Here is a 26382-nt window from a genome sequence, read left to right as displayed (position 1 = left end):
CCCCGCCGTCACACCCGTCGACCCGCTTCTGCGTCGAGTGGCCCCGCCGTCCCACGACGGTTGGGACAGGTGGGGCCGCGGGGCCCACTCGAGCGAGCGAGCCACACGGACGAGCGACACGGTCGACGTGGGACGAGTGGGACGGCGGGGCCACCCGACGGGGCCTACGATCCGAGCATGAGGATCGCCGCGAGCGTGTTCGTCGGGCTGGCCGCACTGCTGCACGTCTACATCTTCTGGATGGAGAGCGTCGGCTGGACCCGGCCAGAGGTCTGGAAGCGCTTCGGCGTCGCCGACCAGGCCGCGGCCGACGTCACCCGGTCGATGGCCTACAACCAAGGCTTCTACAACCTCTTCCTCGGGCTCGGCGCCGGGCTCGGGCTCGTCCTCTGGTGGACCGGCCACGACACGGCCGGTCGCACGCTGGTGCTCTTCTGCACCGCGTCGATGGTGCTCGCCGCATCCGTCCTCGTGACCACCGGCCGCAGCTACCTGCGCGCCGCGCTGACCCAGGGCACGCTGCCGCTCATCGGCTTCGTGCTGACCCTGCTCGGCTGAGCTCAGCCGAGCTCAGCCGAGTTCAGCCGAGCTCGGCCGCGGTGTGCCGCACGCGCGCAGCGCCGACGGCGAGGATGACGACGCCGACGACGGCGGACCCGGAGGCGAGCGCCGAGTAGCCGAGCGACCCGACGACCACGCCGGCCGCCACGCCTCCCCCTGCTCCGGCGAGCCCCATGAGCACGTCGGCGAAACCCTGCGTCGCCGGGCGCTCGTCGGTGGCGACCACCGACGTCAGCAGGGTCGACCCCGACACGAGCGTGCACGACCAGCCGACCCCGAGCAGGAAGAGCGCGACGAGCAGCAGGCCCGACCAGCCGGCCTGGGACCGCGAGGCGAGCAGGGACGCGAGCGTCAGCGCGACACCGCCGGTCATGGCGACGGGCGGAGCGCCCCAGCGGTCGACCGCGGCACCCACGAGCGGGGACAGGGCGAACATCCCGAGGATGTGGACCGAGATGACGAAGCCGATGACCTCGAGCTCGGCGTGACCGTGCTTCATGTGGATCGGCGTCATGACCATGACGCTCACCATCACGAGGTGGCCGAGGGCCATGACGAGCATCGCCTGCAGCGCCCGCGGGTTGCTGCGCACGACGGCGAGGCCGCGTCGCATCGACCCGTCGTGGTTGGGCACGTCGGCCACTCCCCCGGACGCCGGGTCGGCGACGAGGTCCGGCTCCGCCGCCCGGCGGGTCTCCTCACGAGCGGCGGCGTCGAGGGCGCGGGCCGTGAGCAGGGGGTCGGGCCGTAGCAGGCGGTCGACGACGACCCAGGCCAGCACGAACCCGACGAGCGAGAAGAGGAACGTCCCGGCCAGCTCGGGCAGCCCGAGGGCGTGCGCGAGCGCCTTGCCCGGGCCGACGAGGTTCGGGCCGGCGACGGACCCGATGGTCGTCGCCCAGACGACGATGGAGAGGTCACGACCACGGTGCACGGGAGCGGCGAGGTCGGCTGCGGCATACCTCGTCTGGTTGTTGGCGGTCGTGCCGCCGCCGAAGAGGAACATGCCGACGACGAAGAGCGGGAACGAGCGCAGGACGGCGGCGACGAGCACTAGCGCGGCGCCGACGAACGCCACCGCCAGGCCCCAGCGAAGCCCGACGCGGCGGCCGCGCGCGGCCGTCGCCCGTGCGACGGGGATCGTCAGCAGCGCCGTGCCGAGCACCTGGGCGGTGCTGCCGACGCCCGCCAGGGCCTCGGTGCCGCTCAGGTCCTCGGCGAGGAGGGCGCCGACCGCGATGCCGCACGCCATCCCAACACCGCTGAGGATCTGGGAGCCGACGAGAGTCCGAACCACCCTGCGCTGCAAGGCTGCCCGGTCGAGCGAGGCTGGAGCGAGGACCACCCGCGCCTCAGACGTGACGACGCGACGTGATGACCCTGAAGCGGTTCGCGACGAAGGCGGCGTCGGTGTAGGCGGAGTTGGCGGCGGGGTTGGCGCCCGTGCCGTGGAAGTCGGAGAACGCCGCCGTCTGGTTGACGAAGATCTGGCCGGTCAGGTTCTCGGACAGGGCAACTCCGCCCTCGGCCGCGGCGTCGCGCGCCGCGTCGAGCACCGACTCGTCCGTCGAGTAGACGGCGGCCGTCATCGCGCCGTGCTCACGCACGGTGTCGGCGAGCTGCGCGAGCGACTGCTCCGTCGAGGCGGTGCGGATGAGGAAGCCGACCGGCCCGAAGCACTCCTGCGTGTAGACGTCCTCGCGGGCGGCTTCGACGGCGACGAGGCCGGGCGCGCGGACGACGGCATCGGCATACGCCGGGTGCGTCACACGGCGCGAGTCGAGCACGACGCGACCGTCGGCGTCCTGCGCGATCGAGGCGAGCGAGTCCGCGTTGTCGCGCACCTGGTCGTTGACGGTGGCGCCGAGCAGCTCGACGGCCTTGGCGTCGTCACCGGTCAGGCGCCCGACGGCGCCGGCGAGGCGCTCGCCGAACTCGTCGAAACCCAGGTGCCCCTCGTCGGTGTCGATGCCACCCTCGGGCACGTAGAGGTTCTGCGGCGCCGTGCACATCTGGCCGGAGTAGAGCGTGAGGCTGAAGGCGAGGTTGCCGAGCATGCCGCGCAGGTCGTCGGTCGAGTCGACGACGATGGAGTTGAGGCCGGCCTTCTCGGTGTAGACGAGCTTGCCGTGCGCGGCCGCCGACTCCTCGAGCCAGGCACCGAACGTCGGGCCGCCGGTGTAGTCGATGATCGCGACCTCGTCGCGCTCGGCGAGTGTCTTGGCCAGACCCTGGCCGTCCGCCTCGGCGGCGAGCTGCACGAGCGCCGGGTCGAAGCCCGCCTCGGCGAGCACCTCGCGCGCGATTTCGACGGAGATCGCGAGCGGCAGCACGGCGCGCGGGTGCGGCTTGACGACGACCGCGTTGCCCGTGACGAGCGAGGCGAAGATGCCGGGGTAGGCGTTCCACGTCGGGAACGTGTTGCAGCCGATGACGAGCGCCACGCCGCGCGGCACGAGGCGGTAGTCCTTCTGCATGCGGGTCGGCGCCGGCTTGCCCTCGCGGTCGCGGCCGGGCTTCTCCCAGACCACCGACGCGGGCACGCGCTCCTGCTCGACGAGCCCCGCCGCGATCGCCTCGACGGCGCGGTCCTGGGCATGCGGGCCCCCGGCCTGGAAGGACATGACGAACGGCTGGCCCGAGGTGTGCATGACGGCGTTGGCGATCTCGAAGCTGCGCTTGTTGATGCGGTCGACGATCTCGACGCACACCGCGGCCCGCGCCTGCGGACCCGCGTCACGCCAGGCCGGCATCGCCGCCCGCGCGGCCGCGAGCCCCGCGTCGAGGTCGAGCGCCGGGTAGGTGACGCCGAGCGTCGGTCCGTAGGGCGAGACCTCGCTCCCCACGAAGGTGCCGTCGGTCGGCTGGCTCGACAGGCCGGCATACGCCGTGTCCAGGTGCGCCTCGTGCGCGGCCAGCCCGTCGGCGGCGGCGGTCTCGCCGTAGACGCGCGGGCTCGGCGACTCGGGGTAGCGGGAGTACCAGCTGCGGCTCGCCAGGGCCTGACGGATCTCGTCGAGGACTCCCGCGTGCGCGTCGAGCAGGGGGTGGGTGGGCGTCGTTGCCGGTGCAGTCACGGGTCGATGCTAGCCCCGGCGCACCCCGCGGTCGTATGCCGTGTGGCGCGCTCCGGCGACCGCCCACCGCACACTCGGGGCGGGCGAGACGGCAGGATGGCCGCCATGGACACGGACGTCACCGAGCCCGACCGCACCCACCACGACACGGCGCACGAGGGGTCGTCGTTCGGCCCCGTCGGCGTCGTCGGGGCCGGCGCGATGGGCGCTGGCATCGCCCAGGTGGCGGCGAGCGCCGGCCACGCCGTCACGCTCGTCGATGCCGTCCCCGGCTCGGCGGCCGCCGCCGTCGAGAGGATCGGGAGCGCCCTGTCGCGCCTCGTCGACAAGGGACGGCTCTCGGCCGACGACGCGACGGCGGTGCTGCAGCGGATCACCCCGGCCGAGTCAGTCGAGCAACTGCCGCACTGCGGGCTCGTCATCGAGGCCGTGCCGGAGGACCTCGACCTCAAGCGCCGCATCTTCGCCGAGCTCGCCGACCGCCAACCCCCGAACACGGTCCTCGCCACGAACACGTCGAGCATCGACATCGACGGCATCGCCGACGAGGTGACCGATCCCGAGCGCGTGCTCGGCCTGCACTTCTTCAACCCGCCACCCGTCATGAAGCTCGTCGAGGTCGTGCGCGGCGAGCGCACGGCGGACGCCTACGTCGAGCACGCCGTGGCCCTCATGAACGCCTGGGGCAAGACCCCGGTCCGGTGCCGCTCGACGCCCGGCTTCATCGTCAACCGGGTCGCGCGCCCCTTCTACGGCGAGGCGCAGCGCATCGTCGAGGCCGGCATCGCCGACGCGGCCACGGTCGACTGGATCCTCCGCGAGAAGGGCGGCTTCCCGATGGGTCCGCTCGAGCTCACCGACTTCATCGGCCAGGACGTCAACCTCGCAGTCGGCACCTCGGTGTGGGAGCAGACGGGCCGGGACGAGCGCTACACGCCGACGGCCTTCCAGCAGGAGCTCGTCGAGGCCGGCCGGCTCGGCCGCAAGTCGGGGCGAGGGGTCTACGCGTATGCGGCCGACGGCTCGGTGGACGCCTCGGCGGAGGGCGGCGAGCCCGACCTCGAGCTCGCCGGCCGACTCGTCGGCGGACCGATCGCGACCGACCCGCTCGCCCGGACGCTCGCGATGCTCGTCAACGAGGCCGTCGACCTCGTCGCCCGCGGCGAGGCGAGCGCCGACGACGTCGACACCGCGATGCGGCTCGGCACCCGCTACCCGAGAGGCCCGATCGAGTGGGGCCGCGAGATCGGCTTCGACGTCGTCGCCCGGCAGCTCGCCGAGCTCGACGAGGCCTACCCCGGTGGCCGCTACCGGCCGAGCCCGGCCCTGACCGACGGGAGCCTGTCGTGAGCGACGCCCCCGGTCGAGGTGAAACCGGCACCGACGTGCCCACCGACATCACCTCGAACGACAAGGACGCCGAGGACGCCGGGGTCGCCTTCGCCCGGCAGATGTGGGCCGACGACGAGGCCTCGCGCCGGCTCGGCATGGACGCCGTCACCGTCGAGCAGGACCACGCCGTCGTGCGGATGGCGATCCGCGACGACATGGTCAACGGACACGCCATCTGCCACGGCGGCTACATCTTCACCCTGGCCGACTCGTGCTTCGCGCTCGCCTGCAACTCGCAGGGGCGCCTCACGGTGGCGGCCGGGGCCGACATCACCTTCACCGCGCCGGGGCGGCTCGGGGACGTGCTCGTCGCCGAGGGCCACGTGCGCTCGGCGTTCGGGCGCAGCGGCATCACCGACGTGACGGTCAAGCGCGAGTCCGACGGCCAGATCATCGCCGAGTTCCGCGGTCGCAGCCGCACGCTCGCGAGTCCCCGCCCCTGACGCCGCGGCCCCCGCACGTCGAGAGGCCACAGTTCGTGGGTGTGCCGACGTCGAGAGGCCAACGTTCGTGACGAACGTTGGCCTCTCGACTGGTCGGAGGCCGCAAACTTTGGCCTCTCGACGGTTGAAGAGCTGGGTGGGTGCTGGGGTCAGCGGGAGCGGCGGCCGCCGGCACGGGTGCCGGCGGAGAACGACGCGGCGCTGCCACCGCTGCTCGTCGAGTAGACGGTCGAGGAGCCGCCGCGACGACCGGCACCACCAGCGCTACCGGCACCACCGGAGCGACGACCGCCCTGGCCACCGGCCGCCTGACCACCACGGCCACCGCCGGCGCCACGACCGGCACCGGGCGCACGGCCCGAGCCCTCGTCGCCGCGGCCACGACCGCGACCACCCTCGCCGGCCGGTCGAGCGGAACCGGCACCACGGCCACCGGCGGACGCCCCGCCGTTGCCGCCGCGACCACGGCCACGGCCACGGCCACCAGCGGCGCCCCCGCCACCGTTGCCGCCGCGTCCGCCGCCGGCACCCGCGGGCGCCTCCTCGCGGACGAGGCCACCGGCATACGACCGGTCGCCGGGGGCGAGCTCCGTCAGGAGCGGATGTCCGAGCTGGACGCGCGTCGTGGTCGGCTTGATGCCGGCCTTGCGCGTCAGGTCGCGCACGTCGCGCACCTGGTCGTCGAGCATCATCGTGACGACGGTGCCGTCGTTGCCGGCACGGGCGGTGCGGCCCGAGCGGTGGAGGTAGGCCTTGTGCTCGACCGGCGGGTCGGCGTGGATGACGAGCGCGACGTCGTCGACGTGGATGCCACGGGCGGCGATGTCGGTGGCGACGAGGGTTTGGGCGCGGCCCGAGTGGAAGTCGTCCATGTTGCGCGTGCGGGCACCCTGGCTGAGGTTGCCGTGCAGCTCGACGGCCGGAACTCCCGAGGCGTTGAGCTGCTTGGCGAGCTTCTTGGCCCGGTGCTTGGTGCGCGTGAAGACGACGGTGCGACCCGGCGCGGCAGTGAGGTCCAGCAGCACGGGAAGGTGCGAGCCGTTGTCGACGTGGAGCACGTGGTGGCTCATCGTCGAGACCGGCGACTGGGCCGAGTCGGCCTCGTGCGTCACGGGGTTGTTGAGGAAGCGCTTGACGAGGACGTTGATCGCGCCGTCGAGCGTGGCCGAGAAGAGCAGCCGCTGGCTCTTCGGCGGGGTCTTCTCCATGATCCGGCGCACGCCGGGGAGGAAGCCGAGGTCGGCCATGTGGTCGGCCTCGTCGAGGATGGTGATCTCGATGCCGTCGAGGAAGACGTGACCCTGCTGCATGAGGTCCTCGAGGCGACCGGGGCAGGCGACGATGACGTCGACACCGGCGCGCAGGCCCTGGACCTGCGGGTTCTGGCCGACGCCGCCGAAGATCGTCTGCGAGTTCAGGCCCAGGGCCTTGGCCAGCGGGGCCATCGCGGTGTCGATCTGCGTGACGAGCTCGCGCGTCGGCGCGAGGATCAGGGCCCGGGGACGGCGCGCCTGGCGACGGCCGCCCGACTGGGACAGGCGCGTGAGCAGCGGCAGCAGGAAGGCGTACGTCTTGCCGGAGCCGGTGCGGCCACGGCCGAGGACGTCGCGCCCGGCGATCGAGTCGGGCAGCGTCGCGGCCTGGATCGGCGTCGGCACCGTGATGCCGAGGTCGTCAAGGACGGTGACGAGGTGGGTGGGCACGCCGAGGACGGCGAAGTTGGAGTCAGTGGACACAGGTGGGTACTCCAATAAGTGGATGCGGTCGTTCTGCCCGGCGCGACGGCCTCAGCTGTGAGGTGTCGCGGCGCAAGAGCGAATCGACGGGGCCGGCGAACACTCCGCCCGGCCAAGAAGAAGCAGCCCGAGGCAGAACTGGGCGGGCCGCTGGTCTCCATGCTACCCGAGGGAGTCTCGTGCCCCGCACCGGCCGTCCACAGGCGCGGACCGCAGCGGATCTTCGGTGCCTTTGGGACAGACCTCCCATACGGCGGCCGCGATCCCAACAAAACGTGTGACGGGCGCCACAGCCTTGCCTACCGTCGGAACCACGACGTCGAGGACGCCGCAGGGGGCGGCACGGTTCGGGGGGCGGGCCCTTCCCTTGACATCGAGATGGGGAAACACATGCACCACAAGACAGGGAGCAGGACGCAAACACGCACTCGCTCGAGGCTGCTCGCCACCGCGGCGTGCGGTCTGGCCGTGGCCGTGACGGCAGCAGTCGGGGCGCCGCAGGCCTCCGCGGGCAGCGCCAACTGGCACAAGGTGCTCTCGGACTTCCAGCTGGGGCCGTTCAACCTCGCGGTCAACCAGCAGAACGTCTACGTCGCCGACGGGGCCTTCGGGACCCTGTCCAAGGTGGGTTCGGACACGCCGCTGGCGCAGGCGCCTGGCCTCGCCGGCGCCCACTTCTCACCGGACGGGAAGTCGTACGCGTACGCGTGGAGCAACGACGAGCACACCGAGGGTGGGCTCACGATCCACTCCCGTGGAGCGAGCGACGTCTTCGGCGACCTCGTGGGCTACGAGGCCGCGCACAACCCGGACTCCGTCAACACCTACGGCATCGTCGCGGGCGGCAACCCGTGCGCCGAGCAGATCCTCGGCGGACTGACCGGCGGTGCGGCGACCTACACCGGCGCCCTCGACTCGCACCCGTACTCCGTCGCGTGGAGCGCGTCGGGCTGGTACGTCGCGGACGCCGGCATGAACACGGTGATGAAGGTCGACGAGGGCGGTCACGTCTCGACCGCGGCGGTCCTTCCGCCGCAGCCGATCACCTTGACGGCGGAGATGGCCGCCGGCCTCGCCGCGGAGTTCGGGGCGCCTCCGGGCGCCTTCGACTGCCTCGCCGGGGTGACCTACGCCTTCGAGCCGGTCCCGACCGACGTCGAGTTCGACCAGGCCGGCAACATGTTCGTCTCGGTGCTGCCCGGAGGTCCCGAGAGCCCCGTCCTCGGAGCCCGCGGCAAGGTCTACCGCTACGACACGAGCGGCCACCGCTCCATCGTCGCCAGCGGCCTGCTCGGTGCGACGAACATCGCCGTCGCACCCGACGGGACGCTCTACGCCACCGAGCTCTTCGCCGGCAAGGTCACGAAGTTCGTGAACGGCTCGCGGTCGACGGCGGTCTCGCTCGACCGGCCGCTCGCCGTCGAGGTCCACGGCGCCTACCTCTACGTCGGCCAGCTCGCCGACTTCGAGACGGGCGGTCCGGGCTCGGTGCAGCGCTTCAAGCGCTGACCCGGCCGGACGGCATACGCAATCGGAACGATCGGAGCGATCGGGGACGCCCCGGGCACAGCGCCCGGGGCGTCCCTGTGGGCCCGCTAACGGTTCGGTCGCATCCGTGGGAACTCGCAGCGAAAGATGGCAGGATCGGCCGCATCAGCAGCCGCACCGCCGCGCCTGCCCCGATCGACCAGCTTGTCCCCGGAAGGACCCACTTGATGCGTCGCATGTCCCTCATCGCCGTCACCGGCTTCATGGCCGCCGGCCTCACGCTCTCAGCCTGCGGCTCGGACTCGCTGTCCACCAACCCGGGAGCAGGCAGCACGCCGGCCGGGACCTCGGCCGGCGGTGGCGTCGACCAGGCCCTCGCCGCCAAGGTCCCCGCCAAGCTCAAGTCGGCCGGCAAGATCGTCGTCGGCACCGACCCGACCTACGCGCCCAACGAGATGCTGGGCTCCGACGGCAAGACCGTCGAGGGCTTCGACGTCGACGTCTTCAATGCCGTCGCCGCCAAGCTCGGCCTCAAGACCGAGTACGTCCCGGCGGGCTTCGGCACCATCATCCTCGGCGTCACGAGCGGCAAGTACGACGTCGGTGTCTCGAGCTTCACCATCAACCCCGACCGCAAGAAGCAGGTCAACATGGTGAGCTACTACAGCGCCGGCACCCAGTGGGTCGTCGCCAAGGGCAACCCGCAGAAGGTCAGCATCGACGACGTCTGCGGCAAGAGCGTCGGCGCCCAGAAGGACACCGTGCAGGCCGAGGACCTCGCCGCCCGCAGCAAGAAGTGCACCGACGCCGGCAAGCCCGCGATCACCCAGGTCATCCAGACCGGCCAGGACCAGGTCACGGCCGACGTCGCGAGCGGCAAGACCGTCGCGATGCTCGCCGACTCGCCGGTCGGCCTCTACGCCGTCAAGCAGACGGGCTCGCTCGAGGCGCTCGGCGACATCTACGACTCGGCTCCCTACGGCTACGTCGTGCCGAAGGACCAGACGGACTTCGCGAACCTCCTCGTCGACGCGCTCAAGGCGAGCAAGGCCGACGGCAGCTACGAGGCGGCCCTGAAGAAGTACTCCGTCGAGGCCGGCGCCATCGACAACTTCGCCCTCAACCCCTGAGCGCGCGGATGACCGACACCACCACCGACCGGCCGGGCGTCATCGACGCCCGGCCGGTCCGGCACCCCGGCCGTTGGGTCGCGCTGGCCGTGATCCTCGTGCTCGTCGCGATGCTCGTCAGCTCGTTCCTGACCAACGAACGCTGGAACTTCCCCAAGGCACTCGAGATCATGCGCCAGACCCCGGTGCTCGAGGGGCTCTGGAAGGGCACGATCATCGGCACCATCGGCTCGATGGTCATCGGCATCGTGGGCGGCATCATCATCGCCGTCCTCCGCCTGTCGGAGAACCCCATCCTGCGCGGCGTCTCGTTCGTCTACACGTGGTTCTTCCGCGGCATCCCGCGCCTCGTCCTGCTCGCCATGATCGGAAGCGGTGTCGGCTTCCTCTACAACCGGCTCGACTTCGGTCTCCCGTTCGGCCAGCAGCTCGCCTCGTTCATGGGCCTGTCGAGCGACTTCACCTTCTTCACCCTCAACGTCAACCAGTTCTCGAGCACGCTCCTCGCCGGCATCATCGGCCTGGGCCTGTCCGAGGCCGCCTACATGGCCGAGATCGCACGCGCCGGCATCCTGTCGGTCGACAAGGGCCAGGCCGAGGCGGCGTCGGCGCTCGGCATGAACCGGGGCCAGGCCATGCGCCGCATCGTGCTCCCCCAGGCCATGCGCGTCATCGTGCCGCCGACCGGCAACGAGACGATCGCCATGGTCAAGGACACCTCGCTGCTCTCGGCGATCCCCGTCATCACCGAGCTCTACTACCAGACGAGCGCCATCGGCAACCGGACGCTGCTGATCATGCCGGCGTTCGTCGCCGTCACCGCCTGGTACCTCATCGTCGGGTCGGTGCTCATGGTCGGGCAGTACTTCCTCGAGAAGCGCTTCGGGCGCGGCTTCGGCACCCCGAGCAACAAGCGGTTCGCCCGTCCGGCCGGGGCAGGAGGCGCCTGATGTCCGACAACACCACCACCAGCACGACCGCGGAGTCCTCGCAGCCGCACGAACGCTCGCGCACCGGCGAGGACGCGCCGCTCGTGCGTGCGGTCAACGTGCTCAAGAGCTTCCACGGCAACGAGGTGCTCAAGGGCATCGACCTCGACGTGCACCGTGGTGAGGTCGTCTGCCTGCTCGGGCCGTCCGGCTCGGGCAAGACGACCTTCCTGCGCTGCATCAACCAGCTCGAGGCCATCGACGGCGGCCGCATCTGGGTCGACGGCGACCTCGTCGGCTACCGCGAGGAGGGTGGTCACCTGCACCACCTCACCGACAAGCAGGTGGCTGCCCAGCGCCGCGACATCGGCATGGTCTTCCAGCGCTTCAACCTCTTCCCGCACATGACGGCGCTCCAGAACGTCATGGAGGCCCCCGTCCAGGTGCGGGGCGTCGACAAGAAGAAGGCACGGGCCCGGGCGCTCGAGCTGCTCGAGCAGGTCGGTCTCGGCGACAAGCCGGACTCCTACCCGGCACAGCTCTCCGGCGGCCAGCAGCAGCGCGTCGCGATCGCCCGCGCCCTCGCGATGGACCCCAAGCTGATGCTCTTCGACGAGCCGACGTCGGCGCTCGACCCCGAGCTCGTCGGCGAGGTGCTCCTCGTCATGCGCGAGCTCGCCAAGCAGGGCATGACGATGATCGTCGTGACGCACGAGATGGGCTTCGCCCGCGACGTCGCCGACCACGTCGTCTTCATGGACGGCGGGGTCGTCGTCGAGGAGGGCAAGCCCAAGGACGTCATCAGCAACCCGCAGCACGAGCGGACCCGGACGTTCCTCAAGCGCATGCGCACCGAGGACGACGAGGCACGTGCCGACGCCACCAGCACCGGCACGACCACCACCACGGCCGACGTCTGAGCGTCCGCGGTCTCTCGACCGTCGAGTGGGCACTTTCACCCCCGGGTGAGAGTGCCCACTCGGCTTTCGGGGGGGCGGGCGGGCCCCGGGGTGATCCGGGCGCGGGGTGGGCACAATGGGGCCATGACGACGGAGTCAGCCGCCACCCGCCCAGCCGACCAGCCCGCCCAGCCGGGCCTGCCGGATCACGAGATCCCGACGATGTCGGTGGACGAGCTGCGCGCCACCCAGCTCGAGCGTCTCCGGCGAACCGTGCACGCGGCATACGACAACGTCCCGCACTACCGGGCTGCGTTCGAGGCCAAGGGATTCCACCCCGACGACCTGCAGTCGCTCGACGACGTGAGTCGTATGCCGTTCACGACCAAGGCGGACCTGCGGGCCAACTACCCCTTCGGGATGTTCGCCGTGCCCCGCGAGCAGGTCGTACGCGTGCACGCGAGCTCGGGGACCACCGGCCGTCCCACCGTGGTGGGCTACACCAAGCGCGACATCGACACGTGGGCCGACCTCATGGCCCGCTCGATCCGCCTCGCGGGCGGACACCCCGGCGACATCGTCCACGTCGCCTACGGCTACGGCCTGTTCACCGGGGGTCTCGGCGCGCACTACGGCGTCGAGCGGCTCGGCGCCACGGTCGTGCCCGTCAGCGGCGGTATGACCGAGCGACAGGTGCAGCTCATCCAGGACTTCGGGCCGCGGGTCATCATGGTGACGCCGAGCTACTTCCTCAGCCTGCTCGACCAGATGGAGAGCGAGGGCATCGACCCCGCTGCGACGAGCCTGCAGGTCGGCATCTTCGGCGCCGAGCCGTGGACCGAGTCGATGCGCCAGGAGATCGAGCGCCGCACCGGCATGGACGCCGTCGACATCTACGGCCTCTCGGAGGTCATGGGCCCCGGCGTCGCGCAGGAGGCGGCGACGACGAAGGACGGGCTGCACATCTGGGAGGACCACTTCTACCCGGAGGTCATCGACCCCATCACCGAGGAGGTGCTGCCCGACGGCGAGGTCGGCGAGCTCGTCTTCACATCGCTGACGAAGCAGGCGATGCCCGTGATCCGCTACCGCACCCGCGACCTGACGCGGCTGCTGCCCGGGACGGCCGTCCCGTCGATGCGCCGCATGGAGAAGATCACCGGCCGCACCGACGACATGATGATCATCCGCGGCGTCAACGTCTTCCCGACCCAGATCGAGGAGCACGTGCTCGCCGAGCCGCGGCTGTCGCCGTACTTCCAGTGCGTGCTGACCCAGCCCGGCCGGATGGTCGAGCTCACCGTCCTCGTCGAGCCGCTCGCGCGCCTCGAGGCGGGCACCGCCGACGAGATCGCGCGCACGCTCCAGCACGCGATCAAGACCCACATCGGCACGACGTGCCGCGTCGAGGTGCGCGACCCCGGCACGATCGAGCGCTCCATCGGCAAGGCCCGTCGCATCGTCGACGAGCGACCCCGCGGCTGAGCCGGCACCGCGCCGCGCGTGCCGGCTGCCCGACGAGGTCCGGTCGCGGGATCGCCGCGGGCCGGCTGACGCCGACGAGCTGACCGCGGCTCGTAGGGTGGGGCGCGTGCCCGACACCCCACCGCTGTCCGCTGCCCCGGTGCTTGCGCCGTACCCCGTGTGGCCGCCGGAGGGCGCCCGCCCCCTCGGTGTCCCGCCGTTCCTCGACGCCGGGGACGAGGTCATGTGGCGCTACCGGGACCTCGGCTGGCGTCCCGGACGCCCCGAGAGCGTCGCACCGATGCGGGTCGTGCGCGACGACGAGCAGGGCCTGGTCGCGTGGCTCGCGCCCGGCACGGTGCAGCTGACGAAGAGGTATGCCGACGGCTCGGACCTGCGTGACGTGCCCATGGCCGAGCGGTTCCTCCGGGACGCGCAGCGCGTGCAGGCCCGGACGCGCTGGCGCGGCGCCGGCATCCTGCGCATCGCCCCGGCCGAGCTGCCGTGGTCGGTCTGGCTCTTCTGGGACGTGCCCGAGGGCGATCACCCGGGCGACCCTGCGGCGCATGACCGCTGGACGTTCGAAGGGTGGTACGTCAACCTCGAGACCGCCCACCGTCGCGACGGACGCGACACGTGCACGGGCGACCACGTGCTCGACCTCTGGATCGAGGCCGACGGCACGGTCAACGTCAAGGACGCCGACGAGCTCGAGGCGGCCGTCGAGCAGGGTCGGGGGACGGCCGAGCAGGCCGAGGCGATCCGGCACAACGGCCGCCACGCGCGGGCCTCCTTCGCGGCCGGCGACTGGCCCTTCGACGAGTCATGGACCCGGTGGCGACCCGACCCCGCGTGGACGACTCCCGCGCTGCGCGACGACGAGTGCTGGGACATCGACCTCGTCGACTGACCGCCGGTCGGACGGTGGAGTCCTGTCGAAGCACGGGCGACGACAGGACTCCACCGAGCGACTGGAGGAGGTCGTCAGCTGCGGTAGATGACGCGGACCGTGACCTCGGGCAGGGAGACCATGTCGTACGCCTGGAAGTAGGTGGTCTTGCGCGTGCCGCTGAAGGTGTCGTACGTGACGTAGCCGGACCGGCTGCCCGCGTCCACGAGGGTCACGCGGTAGAGCGTCACCCAGGCGGTTCCCGTGCCGGACCAGCACGTGTCACCCGAGATCGAGTGGGTGTGGAGGGTGCTGCTGGAGCAGCTGACCCGGGTGATCGCCGAGGCGGGTGACGCGACGACCGCGGTCATGCCGAGGACCGCCATCAACGCGACGGCGATCCGAACGATGGTGTTGCGCATTTCTCGTTCCTTCCCTGTGTCGCCGTTCGCGCCGCTCCGCGACTCCGCGGGGCACCAGACAGCGAACGGTCAGCGGCACCTTCGCAGCGAGTCGCCCGCGTCCGCCCTGCGAACGGCTCCTCGCTGCACGAATGTGCACCGACAGGTGCTCGGACTCGCAGGGTCTGCCGTTGCGCGGTATCAGCACGCCGGTTGTCGGCTCTGACTGTCGGGTGTGACCCAATGTCCGCCCGGCCGACCCGAGGAGCACGTCATGACCATCCCCCCGCACGCCGCACGTCTCGCCGGCGCCTGGGCCGTCAGGAACACCCAGCCGGCTCCGGAGCCCGTCGCCGCACCCGCGCGCCGACGCGCCCGCGACCGGTCGTCCCGCCCGACGGTCGCCCGGATCCTGCACCCGCTCAGTCGACCGGTTCCACTGTCGCGCAACGAGTCCCAGAGCCCGGTGGGCACCCAGCCCGTCCGGCACGCCTGACCCGGGCACACGGCATACGCCCTCGGTCAGCTGTTGCGCTGCGCGCGACGCACGATCTCGACGGCGGCCGCGTCGCGCACCCCCGCCTCGCGGGCCGCCGCGACGAAACGAGCGGCGAGAACGTCGAGCGCGGCCGCAGCGGCATGCTCCCCCGACGCGACGACCGTGCCGGCACGGCCGCGCGTCTCGACGAGACCCGCGGCCTCGAGCTCCTTGTAGACGCGCGCCACCGTGTTGGCCGCGAGCCCGAGGTCGGCGGCGAGCGCCCGGACGGTGGGCAGCCGGTCGCCCGGGACGAGGCGGCCGGAGCGGACGAGCGCCTCGATCTGGGACCGCAGCTGCAGGTAGGGCGGCTCGTGGGAGGCGGGGTCGACGACGACGTCCAGTTCGGTCACCCGGGAAGTAAGGCAGCGGCGCGCGGCCGTGTCAACGCCGAACCCGCGCGTGAGCGGCGTCACGCCCCAACGCTGGACACCGGCGGGGTGAGCCAACGAGGCACCCGCTAGCATCTACTACGTAATGTAGTTCTGGCGCGACCCTCGCGGAGTCCCAATGGATGCAACGGACCTGGCACGGTGGCAGTTCGCCATCACCACCGTGTACCACTTCCTCTTCGTGCCGATCACGATCGGCATGTCCCTCATCGTCGCCGTCTTCCACACCGCCTGGGTGCGCACGCACAACCCGGAGTGGATGAGGCTGGCCAAGTTCTTCGGCAAGCTCTTCCTCATCAACTTCGCGCTCGGTCTCGTGACCGGCATCGTGCAGGAGTTCCAGTTCGGGATGAACTGGAGCGACTACTCACGCTTCGTGGGTGACATCTTCGGTGCCCCGTTGGCGATCGAGGCGCTGCTCGCCTTCTTCCTCGAGTCGACCTTCCTCGGCCTGTGGATCTTCGGGTGGGGCCGGCTGCCGGAGAAGCTGCACGCCACGACGATGTGGCTCGTGCACATCGGCACGGTGCTCTCGGCGTACTTCATCCTCGCCGCCAACTCCTTCATGCAGCACCCGGTCGGCTACACCTACAACAAGGCGAGCGGCCGCGCCGAGCTCACCGACTTCTTCGCGGTGCTGACCAACAAGGTCCAGCTCGTCACCTTCCCGCACGTCGTCCTGTCGGCCTACATGGCCGGCGCCGGCGTCGTCATGGGTGTCGCTCTGTGGCTCATGCGCCGCGAGGCCAAGCGTGCTGCCGACGACGCGCAGGACGTCGCGCGGACCGACGCCCCGATGTACCGCCGGGCCACGCGCATCGGCGCGGTCTTCGCTCTCGTCGCCGCCGTCGGCGTCATCATCTCCGGCGACGTGCAGGGCAAGATCATGACCGAGGTGCAGCCGATGAAGATGGCCGCCGCCGAGGCGCTCTACGACTCCGTGCCCGCCGGCCAGGGAGCACCCTTCTCCGTGCTGACGATCGGCTCGCTCGACGGGTCCCACGCCAACGCGCTCATCGAGGTCCCCGGCCTGCTCAGCTTCCTCGCGACCGGCGACTTCAAGGGCGCCGTCCGGGGCATCAACGACCTCAAGGCCGAGTACGCCCAGACGTACGGCGCGAGCGGCAACCCCCGCGTCGCCGACGTCGCGACCGCCTTCGTGCCCAACATCCCGACCACCTACTGGTCGTTCCGTCTCATGATCGGGCTCGGCATGGCGACGGTCGCCATCGCGCTGGCGGTGCTCTGGTTGACCCGCAAGGGCCGCACCCCCACCTCGAAGTGGCTGGCGTATGCCGCCGTGGCCGCTCCGCTCCTTCCCGTCTTCGCCAACAGCTTCGGCTGGATCTTCACCGAGGTCGGCCGCCAGCCCTGGCTCGTCTTCGGCCTCATGACGACGGCCAACGGCGTCTCCCCCGGCGTCTCGATGGGCGAGGTCATCACGTCGATGGTCGTCTTCACCCTCCTCTACGGGGCGCTGGCCGTCGTCGAGATCAAGCTCTTCCTGCACTACGTCCGCAAGGGGGCCGAGCCCTTCGAGGAGCCGCAGGACCCCGCCGACCGGGACGAGGACGCACCCCTCGTCTTCGCCTACTGAGAAGGGCTGAGCTGCAATGGATCTCGCCACCTTCTGGTTCATCGTCCTCGGCGTCCTGTGGACGGGTTACCTCGTCCTCGAGGGCTTCGACTTCGGCGTCGGCATGCTGCTGCCGGTCCTCGGCGGCAAGCGCTACGCCTCCGACGCCGTCGACGCCGAGAAGCGCCGCCGCGTCCTGCTCAACACCATCGGCCCGGTCTGGGACGGCAACGAGGTGTGGGTGCTCACGGCCGGCGGCGCGACCTTCGCGGCCTTCCCGCACTGGTACGCAACGCTGTTCAGCGGTTTCTACCTGCCGCTGCTGCTCATCCTCGTCGCCCTCATCCTGCGCAACCTCGGCTTCGAGTACCGCCACAAGCGGCCCGAGGCCCAGTGGAAGGCGCGCTGGGACCAGGCGATCTTCTGGGGCTCGCTCGTGCCCGCGCTCCTCTGGGGCGTCGCGCTGACCAACATCGTGCGCGGTGTGCCGATCGACGCGAACAAGGAGTTCACCGGCAACCTCTTCACGCTGCTCACCCCGGCCGGACTGCTCGGCGGCCTCGTCTTCGTCGCGCTCTTCCTCACGCACGGCGCGATCTTCATCGCCCTCAAGACCGACGGCAAGATCCGCCACGAGGCGCGCCAGATCGCCGAGCGCGTCGGCGTCGTCGCCGCGGTGCTGGCGGTCGCCCTCCTGCTCTGGATCGGCCTCACCGACGGCAAGCTCGCCTCGTGGGTCACGACCGTCGTCGCCGCGGTCGCGCTCCTCGGCGGGCTCGCGGCGAACCGTGCCGGGCGTGAGGGCTGGGCCTTCATCGGCACCGCCGTCACCATCGCCATGGCCGTCGCGACGTACTTCCTCGTGCTCTTCCCCAACGTCATGCCCAGCTCGACCAACCCGGCGTGGAACCTCACCATCGACAACGCGTCGAGCACCGACTACACGCTCAAGGTCATGACGATCGTCGCGCTGGTCTTCACGCCGATCGTCCTGCTCTACCAGGGCTGGACGTACTGGGTCTTCCGGAAGCGTTTGACCGTCAAGCACATTCCCGAGGACGCACCGCTCGAGACGGTGTCGCACTGACCCGCGACAGCCGGCCACCCATCACCCGACACTGAAGAGAGCACGGACTCCGTGAAGCCCTTCGACCCACGCCTCCTCCGGGCGGTCCCCGCCGCCCGGAGGCCCGTCGCCGTCCTCGCTGCAACCGGCATCGCGAGCGGCCTGGCGACGATCGCCACGGCCTTCGCGCTGTCGGCGGTCGTCGTGGCCGTCGTCGAGGGGCGTGACCTCGTCACCCCGCTCGCCTGGCTGCTCGGACTCTTCGCGGTGCGGGCCGTGCTCGCCGCCGCCACCGAGTGGGTCGCGGCGTGGGCCGGCGTCTCTGTGTCGTCGGCGCTGCGGGCGGCGCTGCTGCGGCGCTGGGGCACCGTCGACGCGGACGCCCGGCTCGAGCCCGGTGCAGCCGTGTCGCTCGCGACCGCGGGCACGGCGGCCGTCGAGCCGTATGCCGCCCGCTTCCTGCCGACGCTCGTCACCGCCGCGGTCGTGCCGGCACTCGCCATCGCCACGCTCGTAGTCGTCGACTGGCCGAGCGCGCTCGTCGTCGTGCTGACCCTGCCGCTGCTGCCGGTCTTCGCCGCCCTCATCGGCAAGGCGACGGCCGAGTCGACAGAGCGCCGCTGGTCCGCCCTCGCAGCCCTGTCGGGCCACTTCCTCGACGTCGTCCGCGGCCTGCCGACGCTCGTGACGTACGGCCGCGCGCGGCGGCAGGTGACGACCGTTCGCGAGGTCAGCGACCGGCACCGGCGCGCCACGATGGAGACGCTGCGCATCGCCTTCCTCTCGTCGGCTGCCCTCGAGCTGCTCGCGACGATCTCCGTCGCCATCGTCGCGGTCACCGTGGGCCTGCGGCTCTCGACCGGGTCGATGGCCCTCGGGCCGGCCCTCGTCGCGATCCTGCTTGCGCCCGAGGCCTACTGGCCGGTGCGCCGGGTCGGCGCGGAGTACCACGCCGCCGCCGACGGCGCGGTCGCCCTGGACGCGATCCTCGCCCAGCTCGAGCCCACCCCGACCCCCACCCCGGCTTCCGCACCGAACGCCGCGTTCGGTGCCGAAAGCGCTGTTGGAGCACTGAGTTCGCCGTCGAACGCTGCGTTCGGTCGGGCAAGCGGGGGTGGGGGCGCCGGCGCGGTCGGGCGGGTGCGCCTGACCGGCGTCACCTACGCGTATGCCGGGTCGCCGGCTCCCGTGGTCCGTGACCTCGACCTCGCGGCCGGGCCCGGGCTCACCGTCGTGACCGGCCCCTCGGGGGTCGGCAAGTCGACGCTGCTCGACCTGGTCGCCGGACTGCGCCGGCCGGGTGCGGGCACGGTCGAGGCCCCGGCCTCGCACTACGTGACGCAGCGCCCGTTCCTGGCGACCGGCTCGGTGCGCTCCGCCCTGACGATCGGCCACCCCGCCACCGACGACCAGCTCTGGGAGGCCCTGCGCGCGGTCGAGGTCGACGGCGTCGTCGCCGCGCTGCCCGGTGGCCTGTCGGCGGACCTCGGCGACGACGGCTTCGGGCTGTCGGCCGGGCAGCGCCAGCGCCTGGCCCTCGCGCGCGCCTGGCTCGCGCCCGAGACGCTGCTGCTCCTTGACGAGCCGACCGCCCACCTCGACCCCGAGGGAGCGGCCCACGTCGCGGCCGTGGTGGCCGAGCTCGCCGAGCGCCGGGTCGTCATCGCCGTGACCCACCGAGACGAGCTGCTCGCCCACGCCGACCACCACGTCGTCCTCGCCGTCGCAGACGCCTCGCCGGTGGAGGTGATGTCGCGCCCCACGTCCGTGCCGCCATCACCTCGAACCGCTGGAGAGGAGGGGACACGATGAGCACCGCCTCCTCCCCCGACCCGCGCGTCGAGGTGATCGCGCGCCCCACGTCGGTGCCGGCGTCACCTCGAACCGCCGGTGAGCGGCGGCGGGTCTGGTGGCCCTCGGCCGGCACGGTCCGCGGCGGCCTCCTCGGCGGCATCGCGACCGCCTCGGGCATGGCCCTCACCGCGACGTCGGGCTGGCTCATCGTCCGGGCCTCCGAGCGGCCCGTCATCCTCACCCTGCTCACCGCGATCGTCGCCGTCCGCGCCTTCGGCATGGCGCGTCCGGTCTTCCGCTACTGGGAGCGCCTGACGAGCCACGACGCCGCACTGCGCCTGCTCGCCGAGCGCCGCACCTCGGCCTACGAGGCCCTCATCCCCCTCACCCCGGCCCGCCTCGGGCGCCGTCGCCGCGCCGACGTGCTCACCGGCGTCGTGGACGACCTGACGGACGTCGTCGACGCCCAGGTGCGCGTCACCGTCCCCGCTATCTCGACCGCCGTGGCAGGCGGCATCGTCATCGCCCTGACGATGGCGCTCGCGCTGCCCGTCGGTCTCGTCATGCTCGGCCTCGGCGTCGTCGTGTGCCTCGTCAGCGCCCTCGCGGCCCGCCTCGAGTCCCGTTCGCTCCCGGAGCTGCTCGCAGCTCGCGCCGAGGTGACGCGCGTCAGCGAGCTCATGGCCAGCCAGGCCGGCGAGCTGCGCGCCGTCGGCGGCTGGACGACCGCGCTCGGCTGGCTCGACGACGCCCACGCGGCCCTCGACCGGGTGACGCGCCGCATCAGCGCCGGTCGCGCGACCGCGGCCTCGCTCTTCCTCGTCGCCGTCGGCGCAGCCGTCGCCGTCACGGCGGTCATCGCTCGCGACCTGCCCGTCTCGACCCCCGTCAAGGCCCTGCTCGTGCTCACGCCCGTCGCGGTCTCGGAGGCGATCACCCCGCTCGTCGACGCCATGCGTGCCCTCGCCCGGGCCCGCGGCAGCGAGCGCAGCATCGACGCCCTGCTCGACCTGGCTCCCGCAGTCGCGGCCGAGCCCAAAACCCTCGAGGCGTCCTCGCCCGACCAGGCGCAAGAGGACGCGTCGGGCACCCCGGCCGGGCACACGGCATACGCCAGCGGTGACCGCAGCGACGTCGAGACGCGAGCGCTCACGGCCTCGTGGACGGGCGCCCGCACCGACCTCACGGCGACCGACCTGCACGTGCCGGCCGGCAGCCGCATCGCGATCACGGGTCCCAACGGCAGCGGCAAGTCGACCCTGCTCGCCGTCCTCGCGCGCCACCTCGACCCGTCCGGTGGGACCTACCTGCTCGGCGGCGCCGACGCCCTCGACCAGCCCCTCGAGCAGACCCGCTCCCGGATCGCCGTCGTCGACGACGAGACGCACGTCTTCAGCACCTCGCTGCGCGCCAACCTCGCCCTCGCCCGCCCCGACGCCGACGACGCCGACCTCGAGCGGGCTCTCGGCGCGGCCGGGCTCACCCCGCTGCTGCACGCGATGCCCGACGGGCTCGACACGACCCTCGGCGCAGGCGGTCGCGGTCTCTCGGGGGGCGAGCGCGCCCGCCTCGGCATCGCCCGGGCCCACGTCAGCAAACGACCCGTCGTGCTGCTCGACGAGCCCGTCGCCCACCTCGACCCGCCGACGGCCCGCGCCGTCGTCGAGGACCTGACCAGAGGTGGCGGCGCACCGGGTACGTCCCAGGGGGAGGCTGCGGGGACGCCTCCGCAGACGATCATCATGGTGACCCACCGCGACGACGGGGCCGACCTGTTCGACCACGTCGTGCAGGTGCGGCGCCGTCCATCGGCGACGATGTCTCCGAACACCGCTCAGCACACCGCAGAAACGGACGTCCGGCCGGACGACCGCACGCACGAACCCGACCCCCCACGTCGGTAGATTGGACCGCCATGCCCAGCACCCCGAAGAACCGTCTCGGCGACCTCGAGCGCGTCGTCATGGAAGAGCTCTGGACCACCGCCGAGGCCCACCCCGAGGGCCGCACCGTGCGTGAGGTCCACGACGCCATCGGGGTCGAGCGCGGGCTCGCCTACACGACCCTCATGACCGTGCTCGACCGGATGGCCAAGAAGAGCCTCGTCAACCGCGAGCGCGACGGGCGGGCCTGGCGCTACACCGCGGCCTCCACCCGCGCCGAGCTCACGTCCGAGTCGCTGCACCACACGCTCGGCGAGCTCGCCGGCGACAAGCGCCGCACGGCGCTGCTCCACTTCCTCGACGAGTCGACGCCCGAGGAGATCGACGAGCTCAAGGCCGCGCTGGCCGAGCTCGAGGCCCGCCGACCAGAACGTGCCGGCTGACCCCGAGCGCGCCCCGGACCCTCCACACTGATCACGTGCTCCTCGTCGCGTCCCTCGTCGTCCTCGCGATCCTGCTCGCGTGGCCGGTGCCGCGCGTCCTGGCTCGCGCGACGGCTCTCCGACGCGCGCCCCGGGCCGCGCTCGTGCTGTGGCAGTCGACCGCCGTCGCCGCCGTGCTGGCCGCGCTGCTCGCGGCCCCCGCCGCGATTCCGCTGCTCGTCGGCCGGCAGGTGCGGCTCTCGGAGCACTGGGCGGTGCTCGCCGTCGCCGCAGCCCTGAGCGGGGTCGTCGCCGTGCGGCTGCTCCTGTCCGGCGACCGTGTCGGCCGCAACCTCCGGGCCGCCCGCCGCCGCCACCGCGACCTCGTCGACCTCCTCGGCGTGCCCGGCGAGGGCGCCGACCGCCACATGCGCGTGCTCGAGCACACGACGCCGACGGCCTACTGCGTGCCCGGTGTGCGCCGCCGGGTCGTCCTCACCCAGGGCACCCTCGACCGGCTCGGCCCCGACGAGCTGTCGGCGGTCCTCGCCCACGAGCGCGCCCACCTCAGCGCCCGGCACGACCTCGTCATGGAGTTCTTCACCGTCGTCCACGAGGCGATGCCCGGCTTCCTGCGCTGCGACGCTGCGCTGCGCGAGGTGGGCCTGCTCATCGAGGTGCTCGCCGACCGGGCCGCCGTGCGGCACGCGGGCCCCGTCCACACCGGTCGCGCCATCGTCGCGATGGCCGGCGGCCCCAAGCCGGCGGGCGCCATGGCGATGTCCGACAGCACCCGCGTCGCCACCGCGCGGATCGGCCTGCTCGACGCGGAGCACATCGGTGGCCTGCCGCTGCCCGTCGCCGCGGCGGGGATGTATGCCGTGTCGGCCCTTCTCGTCGTCGCGCCCCTCGCGCTCTACTCGGCCGCGATCACCGAGCTGACGCTCGTCTGATCCCCTCCCTGCCCGGCGACGCCGGTCGATAGGGTGACCGCATGCGCGTACTCGTCAGCGGCGGAGCCGGCTACATCGGCTCGCACACCGTGGTCCAGCTCATCGCCGCCGGGCACGACGTGCTCATCGTCGACAACTTCGCCAACAGCAAGCCGACGGTGGTCAACCGGCTCGAGGCCCTGACCGGCACGCACCTGCCGGTCCACTCCTTCGACCTGACCGACCACGACAAGACCGAGCACCTCTTCGCCAACGAGAAGATCGACGCGGTCATCCACTTCGCTGGCCTCAAGGCCGTCGGCGAGAGCGTCGAGCTGCCGCTCGAGTACTACGAGAACAACCTCGGCTCGACCTTCTCCCTCGTGCGGGCCATGCGGCTGCACGGCGTCGACAAGCTCGTCTTCAGCTCGTCCGCCACGGTCTACGGCACCAACCAGGAGGCGGCCACCGAGGACCGCCAGACCTCGGCGACCAACCCCTACGGCTGGACCAAGGTCATGCAGGAGCAGATCCTGCGCGACGTCGCGGCCGCCCACCCGAGCATGCGCTTCGCGCTGCTGCGCTACTTCAACCCGGTCGGTGCGCACGTCAGCGGCACGATGGGCGAGGACCCGCAGGGCATCCCCAACAACCTCGTCCCCTACATCTCCCAGGTCGCGGTCGGCCGGCGCGAGTACCTCCAGGTCTACGGCGACGACTACGACACCGCCGACGGGACCGGCGCGCGGGACTACATCCACGTCGAGGACCTCGCCGCCGGGCACCTCGCCGCGCTGACCAAGCTCGGCTCGATGGACGAGCCCGTCGGGGTGTGGAACCTCGGCACCGGCCACGGCACGACCGTGCTCGAGATGCTGCACGCGTTCGAGCGGGCCGTCGGCCGCGAGCTGCCCTACCGCGTCGTCGAGCGTCGCGCCGGTGACGTCGCCGTGTCCTACGCCGACCCGACCAAGGCCAACCACGAGCTGGGGTGGCGGGCGACGCGCACCATCGACGACATGTGCGTCGACACGTGGCGCTGGCAGAGCGCCAACCCCACCGGCTACCCCGACGACTGAGTCCCGCTCTCCACTCGAGTGGCCGCGCCGTCCCACCAACTCCACGACTGAGTGGTGTGACGACGGGGCCACTCGACGGTGGTGTGGGGCGGGGCGCTCACTCGACGATGGTCTGAGACCGGGACGCACACTCGAGTGAGCGCGTCGTCCCATCCGTTTCACGGATGAGTCGCGTGACGACGTGGCCACTCGACGGCTTTGATGGCGGTGTGGGGCGGGGCGCTCACTCGACGGTCAGGGTTGGGGGTCGAGGGCGTCGTAGTCGCGGAACGAGGTGACCCGCGAGACCGTGACGACGACGAGCACGACGACGAGGACGCCGCCGACCACGGACGGGACCCACGTCGCCGTCAGCGTGGCCAGGGTGCCGGCGAACATCTGACCGAGCCGGGGCCCTCCGGTGACAACCACGGTGAAGACGCCCTGCGTGCGGCCGCGCAGGTGGTCCGGCACCGCGGCCTGCAGGATCGACTGGCGGAAGATCGCGCTGATGTTGTCGGCGCCACCCGCCACGGCCAGCCCGACCGCCGCCAGCGCGAGCGCCCACCGGTTGACGTCGCCGAAGTCCATCGAGGTGACGGCGAAGCCGCCGAGCGTCGTGACAGCCAGCACGACGCCGAAGCCGAGGATGCCGAGGCCGTACGCGACGATGGAGTTGCGGATCGCCCGGCCCTGCCAGCGCAGCCCGGTCACCCGCCCCGAGCCGAGGCTCGACAGGATGCCCCCGACGGCGAACGACGCGAGCAGGATCCCCGCCGTGACCGAGCCGCCGCCGATGATGATCGCGCCCACGGCGGGGAAGAGCACCATGGGCTGGCCGAAGGTCATGGCGATGATGTCGACGACGAAGCTCATCCGGACGTTGGGCGCCCGTCGCAGGTGGGCGAGCCCGTCGACCACCGAACGGAACCCGCCGGCCGGCGCGTGCTCCCCCTCGGGCCGGATGCGGGGCAGGGTCCAGAGGCCGAAGAAGCCGGCGAAGAAGAGCACGACGTCGACGGTGTACGTCCACGCGTAGCCGGCCCGCGCGACGAGGACACCCGCGATGCCGGGGCCGACCGTCACCATGACACCCGCCGAGATGCCGAGCAGGGCCGCCGCCTTGGGCAGCTGGTCGCGCGGCAGCAGCCTCGGCGTGATCGCCTGCCGGGTCGCCGAGGCGATGGTCGCGGCCACGGCGTTGACGGTCGTGATGACGTAGAACATCCAGACCTGCTCGGCGCCGAGCCACACGATGGTCGCGAGCACGACCGTCGACGCCCACGCCACGGTCGAGGCCGACAGGGCCACGGTGCGCCGGTCGAAACGGTCGGCGATCGCGCCGCCGTAGAGGCCCGCGACGATCATCGGCAGCAGCGAGAACCAGGCGACGAGCGAGACCATGAAGGTCGAGCGGGTCAGGTCGTAGATGTGCAGTCCGACGGCCGTGTTGGTGACGAACGTGCCGATGCCGGCGAGGGTGTTGCCGAACCAGAGCCGCGCGAAGGCCGGGCTGACCCGCAGCGGCCTCAGGTCGACGAAGTGCGAGCGACGCGTACCCTCGGGCGGCGCCGGAGCCTCGGGGCCGGGAGGTGCGTCGGTCACAGAGCGAAACTACGCCACGGCGAGAGCGCCCGGCACCGCGGGCAGAGCGGCCTCGACCTCGCGCAGGCGCGACCCGTCGCGGACCCACACCCACCGGCCCTCGGCGGTGCGCCGCGCGACCTGGGTGCGCACCGTGCCGTCGCCGGTCGTGGACGTCGTCATGGCGAGGTCGCCGCTGACGACGGCACGCGAGCTCACAGCCGTGTCGTCGCCACCGAGCACGCCCGCCGCCAGGGCCCGCGCGAAGGCCTCGCGGATCGCGGCGGACCCGGCCGCCTCGCGACCGCGCGGCAGGCTGACGACGGCGTCGGCGGCATACAGCCCGACGAGCGCGTCGAGGTCGCCCGCGGCGACGCAGGCGGCGAAGGCGGACTCGAGGGCCTCGGGTGCGGTGGCGCCCTGAGCGGTCGGGTGCGCGGTCGGCTGCGCGGTCGTCGTCATGGCCACACCGTGGCATCGACCACCGACAACACCCCGTCACCCCCGTCACACGAGCCACTCCGGCCCCTCGCTGACCCCGGCCGACCCCCGACGACGACCCTGTCGACGCCCGGAAAGGCCCCTGGCGGACGCCGTGTCGACACCCGGGACGAACCAAGGACAAACCCGGGACGAGGAGTCGTCGCGCTTCGGGCCTTGGCGCCCCTTTCGCAGTGTTCAATGGGCACCATGTCGTCGCGCCCACTCCATGTCACCTTCGTGTGCAG

At 72.0% G+C, this 26382-nt stretch carries 24 protein-coding genes; 17 read left to right on the top strand and 7 right to left on the bottom strand.

Features of this window, described 5'->3' with window-relative positions; genetic code table 11:
- Positions 1-177: 177 nt before the first annotated feature.
- Complete coding sequence (locus U5C87_RS07020) at positions 178-558, top strand: DUF1304 domain-containing protein (RefSeq protein WP_330475900.1); 381 nt, start codon at positions 178-180, stop codon at positions 556-558.
- Between the two features lie 22 nt (positions 559-580).
- On the opposite strand, the gene U5C87_RS07015 is transcribed toward U5C87_RS07020, so the two are convergent.
- Together U5C87_RS07015 and paaN are read right to left on the bottom strand one after the other, a co-directional pair.
- Positions 581-1858 carry an MFS transporter gene (locus tag U5C87_RS07015; RefSeq protein ID WP_330475899.1) on the bottom strand — a complete coding sequence of 426 codons (1278 nt, stop codon included), beginning with the start codon at positions 1856-1858 and terminating at the stop codon, positions 581-583.
- Positions 1859-1913: 55 nt separating this feature from the next.
- Positions 1914-3638: a phenylacetic acid degradation protein PaaN gene (gene paaN, locus U5C87_RS07010; RefSeq protein WP_330475898.1), complete on the bottom strand. Its 1725-nt coding sequence runs from the start codon at positions 3636-3638 to the stop codon at positions 1914-1916.
- A gap of 105 nt (positions 3639-3743) precedes the next feature.
- Between paaN and U5C87_RS07005 the strand changes: the two genes are divergently transcribed.
- Positions 3744-4988 (top strand): 3-hydroxyacyl-CoA dehydrogenase NAD-binding domain-containing protein, encoded by a 1245-nt coding sequence (locus tag U5C87_RS07005; protein WP_330475897.1) that lies wholly within the window; start codon positions 3744-3746, stop codon positions 4986-4988.
- Positions 4985-5473 (top strand): hydroxyphenylacetyl-CoA thioesterase PaaI, encoded by a 489-nt coding sequence (gene paaI, locus U5C87_RS07000; RefSeq protein ID WP_330475896.1) that lies wholly within the window; start codon positions 4985-4987, stop codon positions 5471-5473. The genes U5C87_RS07005 and paaI overlap by 4 nt, the downstream gene beginning before the upstream one ends.
- Positions 5474-5622: 149 nt before the next feature.
- Here the strand turns inward: paaI and U5C87_RS06995 are convergent, their stop codons facing one another.
- Positions 5623-7209, bottom strand: coding sequence for a DEAD/DEAH box helicase (locus tag U5C87_RS06995; protein WP_330475895.1), 1587 nt, complete (start codon positions 7207-7209; stop codon positions 5623-5625).
- Between the two features lie 474 nt (positions 7210-7683).
- Between U5C87_RS06995 and U5C87_RS06990 the strand changes: the two genes are divergently transcribed.
- From U5C87_RS06990 to U5C87_RS06965, 6 genes are all read left to right on the top strand, one after another.
- A complete protein-coding gene (locus U5C87_RS06990; RefSeq protein ID WP_330475894.1) occupies positions 7684-8718 on the top strand; it encodes a ScyD/ScyE family protein in 1035 nt (344 codons plus the stop codon).
- Between the two features lie 206 nt (positions 8719-8924).
- Positions 8925-9827 carry an ABC transporter substrate-binding protein gene (locus tag U5C87_RS06985; protein WP_330475893.1) on the top strand — a complete coding sequence of 301 codons (903 nt, stop codon included), beginning with the start codon at positions 8925-8927 and terminating at the stop codon, positions 9825-9827.
- Between the two features lie 8 nt (positions 9828-9835).
- Positions 9836-10777 (top strand): amino acid ABC transporter permease, encoded by a 942-nt coding sequence (locus U5C87_RS06980; protein WP_330475892.1) that lies wholly within the window; start codon positions 9836-9838, stop codon positions 10775-10777.
- On the top strand, positions 10777-11676 hold the full coding sequence (locus U5C87_RS06975) for an amino acid ABC transporter ATP-binding protein (RefSeq protein WP_330475891.1): 900 nt from the start codon (positions 10777-10779) through the stop codon (positions 11674-11676). The genes U5C87_RS06980 and U5C87_RS06975 overlap by 1 nt, the downstream gene beginning before the upstream one ends.
- 123 nt (positions 11677-11799) lie before the next feature.
- The gene (paaK, locus tag U5C87_RS06970; RefSeq protein WP_330475890.1) at positions 11800-13140 is read left to right on the top strand and encodes a phenylacetate--CoA ligase PaaK; all 1341 of its coding nucleotides are present in this window, start codon (positions 11800-11802) and stop codon (positions 13138-13140) included.
- A 106-nt stretch (positions 13141-13246) separates the two neighbouring features.
- A complete protein-coding gene (locus U5C87_RS06965; protein ID WP_330475889.1) occupies positions 13247-14029 on the top strand; it encodes a DUF402 domain-containing protein in 783 nt (260 codons plus the stop codon).
- A gap of 74 nt (positions 14030-14103) precedes the next feature.
- On the opposite strand, the gene U5C87_RS06960 is transcribed toward U5C87_RS06965, so the two are convergent.
- Positions 14104-14430 carry a hypothetical protein gene (locus U5C87_RS06960; protein WP_330475888.1) on the bottom strand — a complete coding sequence of 109 codons (327 nt, stop codon included), beginning with the start codon at positions 14428-14430 and terminating at the stop codon, positions 14104-14106.
- Positions 14431-14683: 253 nt separating this feature from the next.
- On the opposite strand from U5C87_RS06960, the gene U5C87_RS06955 reads away from it, so the two are divergent.
- On the top strand, positions 14684-14905 hold the full coding sequence (locus tag U5C87_RS06955; RefSeq protein ID WP_330475887.1) for a hypothetical protein: 222 nt from the start codon (positions 14684-14686) through the stop codon (positions 14903-14905).
- Between the two features lie 26 nt (positions 14906-14931).
- On the opposite strand, the gene U5C87_RS06950 is transcribed toward U5C87_RS06955, so the two are convergent.
- Positions 14932-15300, bottom strand: coding sequence for a GntR family transcriptional regulator (locus U5C87_RS06950; RefSeq protein WP_330475886.1), 369 nt, complete (start codon positions 15298-15300; stop codon positions 14932-14934).
- Positions 15301-15457: 157 nt separating this feature from the next.
- On the opposite strand from U5C87_RS06950, the gene U5C87_RS06945 reads away from it, so the two are divergent.
- Genes U5C87_RS06945 through galE form a run of 7 tightly spaced genes read left to right on the top strand, consistent with a single transcriptional unit; the run spans position 15458 to position 24091 of the window.
- A complete protein-coding gene (locus U5C87_RS06945) occupies positions 15458-16936 on the top strand; it encodes a cytochrome ubiquinol oxidase subunit I (RefSeq protein ID WP_330475885.1) in 1479 nt (492 codons plus the stop codon).
- A 16-nt stretch (positions 16937-16952) separates the two neighbouring features.
- Positions 16953-18002 carry a cytochrome d ubiquinol oxidase subunit II gene (gene cydB / locus U5C87_RS06940; protein WP_330475884.1) on the top strand — a complete coding sequence of 350 codons (1050 nt, stop codon included), beginning with the start codon at positions 16953-16955 and terminating at the stop codon, positions 18000-18002.
- Positions 18003-18053: 51 nt separating this feature from the next.
- The gene (cydD, locus tag U5C87_RS06935; protein ID WP_330475883.1) at positions 18054-19793 is read left to right on the top strand and encodes a thiol reductant ABC exporter subunit CydD; all 1740 of its coding nucleotides are present in this window, start codon (positions 18054-18056) and stop codon (positions 19791-19793) included.
- Complete coding sequence (gene cydC, locus U5C87_RS06930; protein ID WP_330475882.1) at positions 19790-21679, top strand: thiol reductant ABC exporter subunit CydC; 1890 nt, start codon at positions 19790-19792, stop codon at positions 21677-21679. The genes cydD and cydC overlap by 4 nt, the downstream gene beginning before the upstream one ends.
- Positions 21680-21690: 11 nt before the next feature.
- On the top strand, positions 21691-22101 hold the full coding sequence (locus U5C87_RS06925) for a BlaI/MecI/CopY family transcriptional regulator (protein WP_330475881.1): 411 nt from the start codon (positions 21691-21693) through the stop codon (positions 22099-22101).
- 35 nt (positions 22102-22136) lie between these two features.
- Positions 22137-23033, top strand: coding sequence for a M56 family metallopeptidase (locus U5C87_RS06920; RefSeq protein WP_330475880.1), 897 nt, complete (start codon positions 22137-22139; stop codon positions 23031-23033).
- Between the two features lie 41 nt (positions 23034-23074).
- The gene (gene galE / locus U5C87_RS06915) at positions 23075-24091 is read left to right on the top strand and encodes a UDP-glucose 4-epimerase GalE (RefSeq protein ID WP_330475879.1); all 1017 of its coding nucleotides are present in this window, start codon (positions 23075-23077) and stop codon (positions 24089-24091) included.
- 234 nt (positions 24092-24325) lie between these two features.
- Here the strand turns inward: galE and U5C87_RS06910 are convergent, their stop codons facing one another.
- The gene (locus U5C87_RS06910; RefSeq protein WP_330475878.1) at positions 24326-25675 is read right to left on the bottom strand and encodes an MFS transporter; all 1350 of its coding nucleotides are present in this window, start codon (positions 25673-25675) and stop codon (positions 24326-24328) included.
- Between the two features lie 9 nt (positions 25676-25684).
- Entirely contained in the window at positions 25685-26116 is a 432-nt protein-coding gene (locus U5C87_RS06905; protein ID WP_330475877.1) for a YybH family protein, read from the bottom strand.
- Positions 26117-26382: the final 266 nt, after the last annotated feature.

Origin of the sequence: Terrabacter sp. C0L_2, from assembly GCF_036352015.1 — a bacterium.
In the GTDB taxonomy this organism is placed as follows: domain Bacteria; phylum Actinomycetota; class Actinomycetes; order Actinomycetales; family Dermatophilaceae; genus Terrabacter; species Terrabacter tumescens.
The sequence above is the reverse complement of the archived record's forward strand: the minus strand, read 5'-3'. Positions and strand labels throughout refer to the sequence as shown.

Bases quoted from the DNA above. Each gene is read 5' to 3' on its own strand.
- U5C87_RS06980 (WP_330475892.1), top strand. From the start codon at position 9,836: ATGACCGACACCACCACCGACCGGCCGGGCGTCATCGACGCCCGGCCG.
- U5C87_RS06925 (WP_330475881.1), top strand. From the start codon at position 21,691: ATGCCCAGCACCCCGAAGAACCGTCTCGGCGACCTCGAGCGCGTCGTC.
- U5C87_RS06975 (WP_330475891.1), top strand. From the start codon at position 10,777: ATGTCCGACAACACCACCACCAGCACGACCGCGGAGTCCTCGCAGCCG.
- U5C87_RS06960 (WP_330475888.1), bottom strand. From the start codon at position 14,430: ATGCGCAACACCATCGTTCGGATCGCCGTCGCGTTGATGGCGGTCCTC.
- cydC (WP_330475882.1), top strand. From the start codon at position 19,790: ATGAGCACCGCCTCCTCCCCCGACCCGCGCGTCGAGGTGATCGCGCGC.
- U5C87_RS07020 (WP_330475900.1), top strand. From the start codon at position 178: ATGAGGATCGCCGCGAGCGTGTTCGTCGGGCTGGCCGCACTGCTGCAC.
- U5C87_RS06955 (WP_330475887.1), top strand. From the start codon at position 14,684: ATGACCATCCCCCCGCACGCCGCACGTCTCGCCGGCGCCTGGGCCGTC.
- U5C87_RS06905 (WP_330475877.1), bottom strand. From the start codon at position 26,116: ATGACGACGACCGCGCAGCCGACCGCGCACCCGACCGCTCAGGGCGCC.
- U5C87_RS06985 (WP_330475893.1), top strand. From the start codon at position 8,925: ATGCGTCGCATGTCCCTCATCGCCGTCACCGGCTTCATGGCCGCCGGC.
- U5C87_RS07005 (WP_330475897.1), top strand. From the start codon at position 3,744: ATGGACACGGACGTCACCGAGCCCGACCGCACCCACCACGACACGGCG.
- U5C87_RS06945 (WP_330475885.1), top strand. From the start codon at position 15,458: ATGGATGCAACGGACCTGGCACGGTGGCAGTTCGCCATCACCACCGTG.
- cydB (WP_330475884.1), top strand. From the start codon at position 16,953: ATGGATCTCGCCACCTTCTGGTTCATCGTCCTCGGCGTCCTGTGGACG.
- galE (WP_330475879.1), top strand. From the start codon at position 23,075: ATGCGCGTACTCGTCAGCGGCGGAGCCGGCTACATCGGCTCGCACACC.
- paaK (WP_330475890.1), top strand. From the start codon at position 11,800: ATGACGACGGAGTCAGCCGCCACCCGCCCAGCCGACCAGCCCGCCCAG.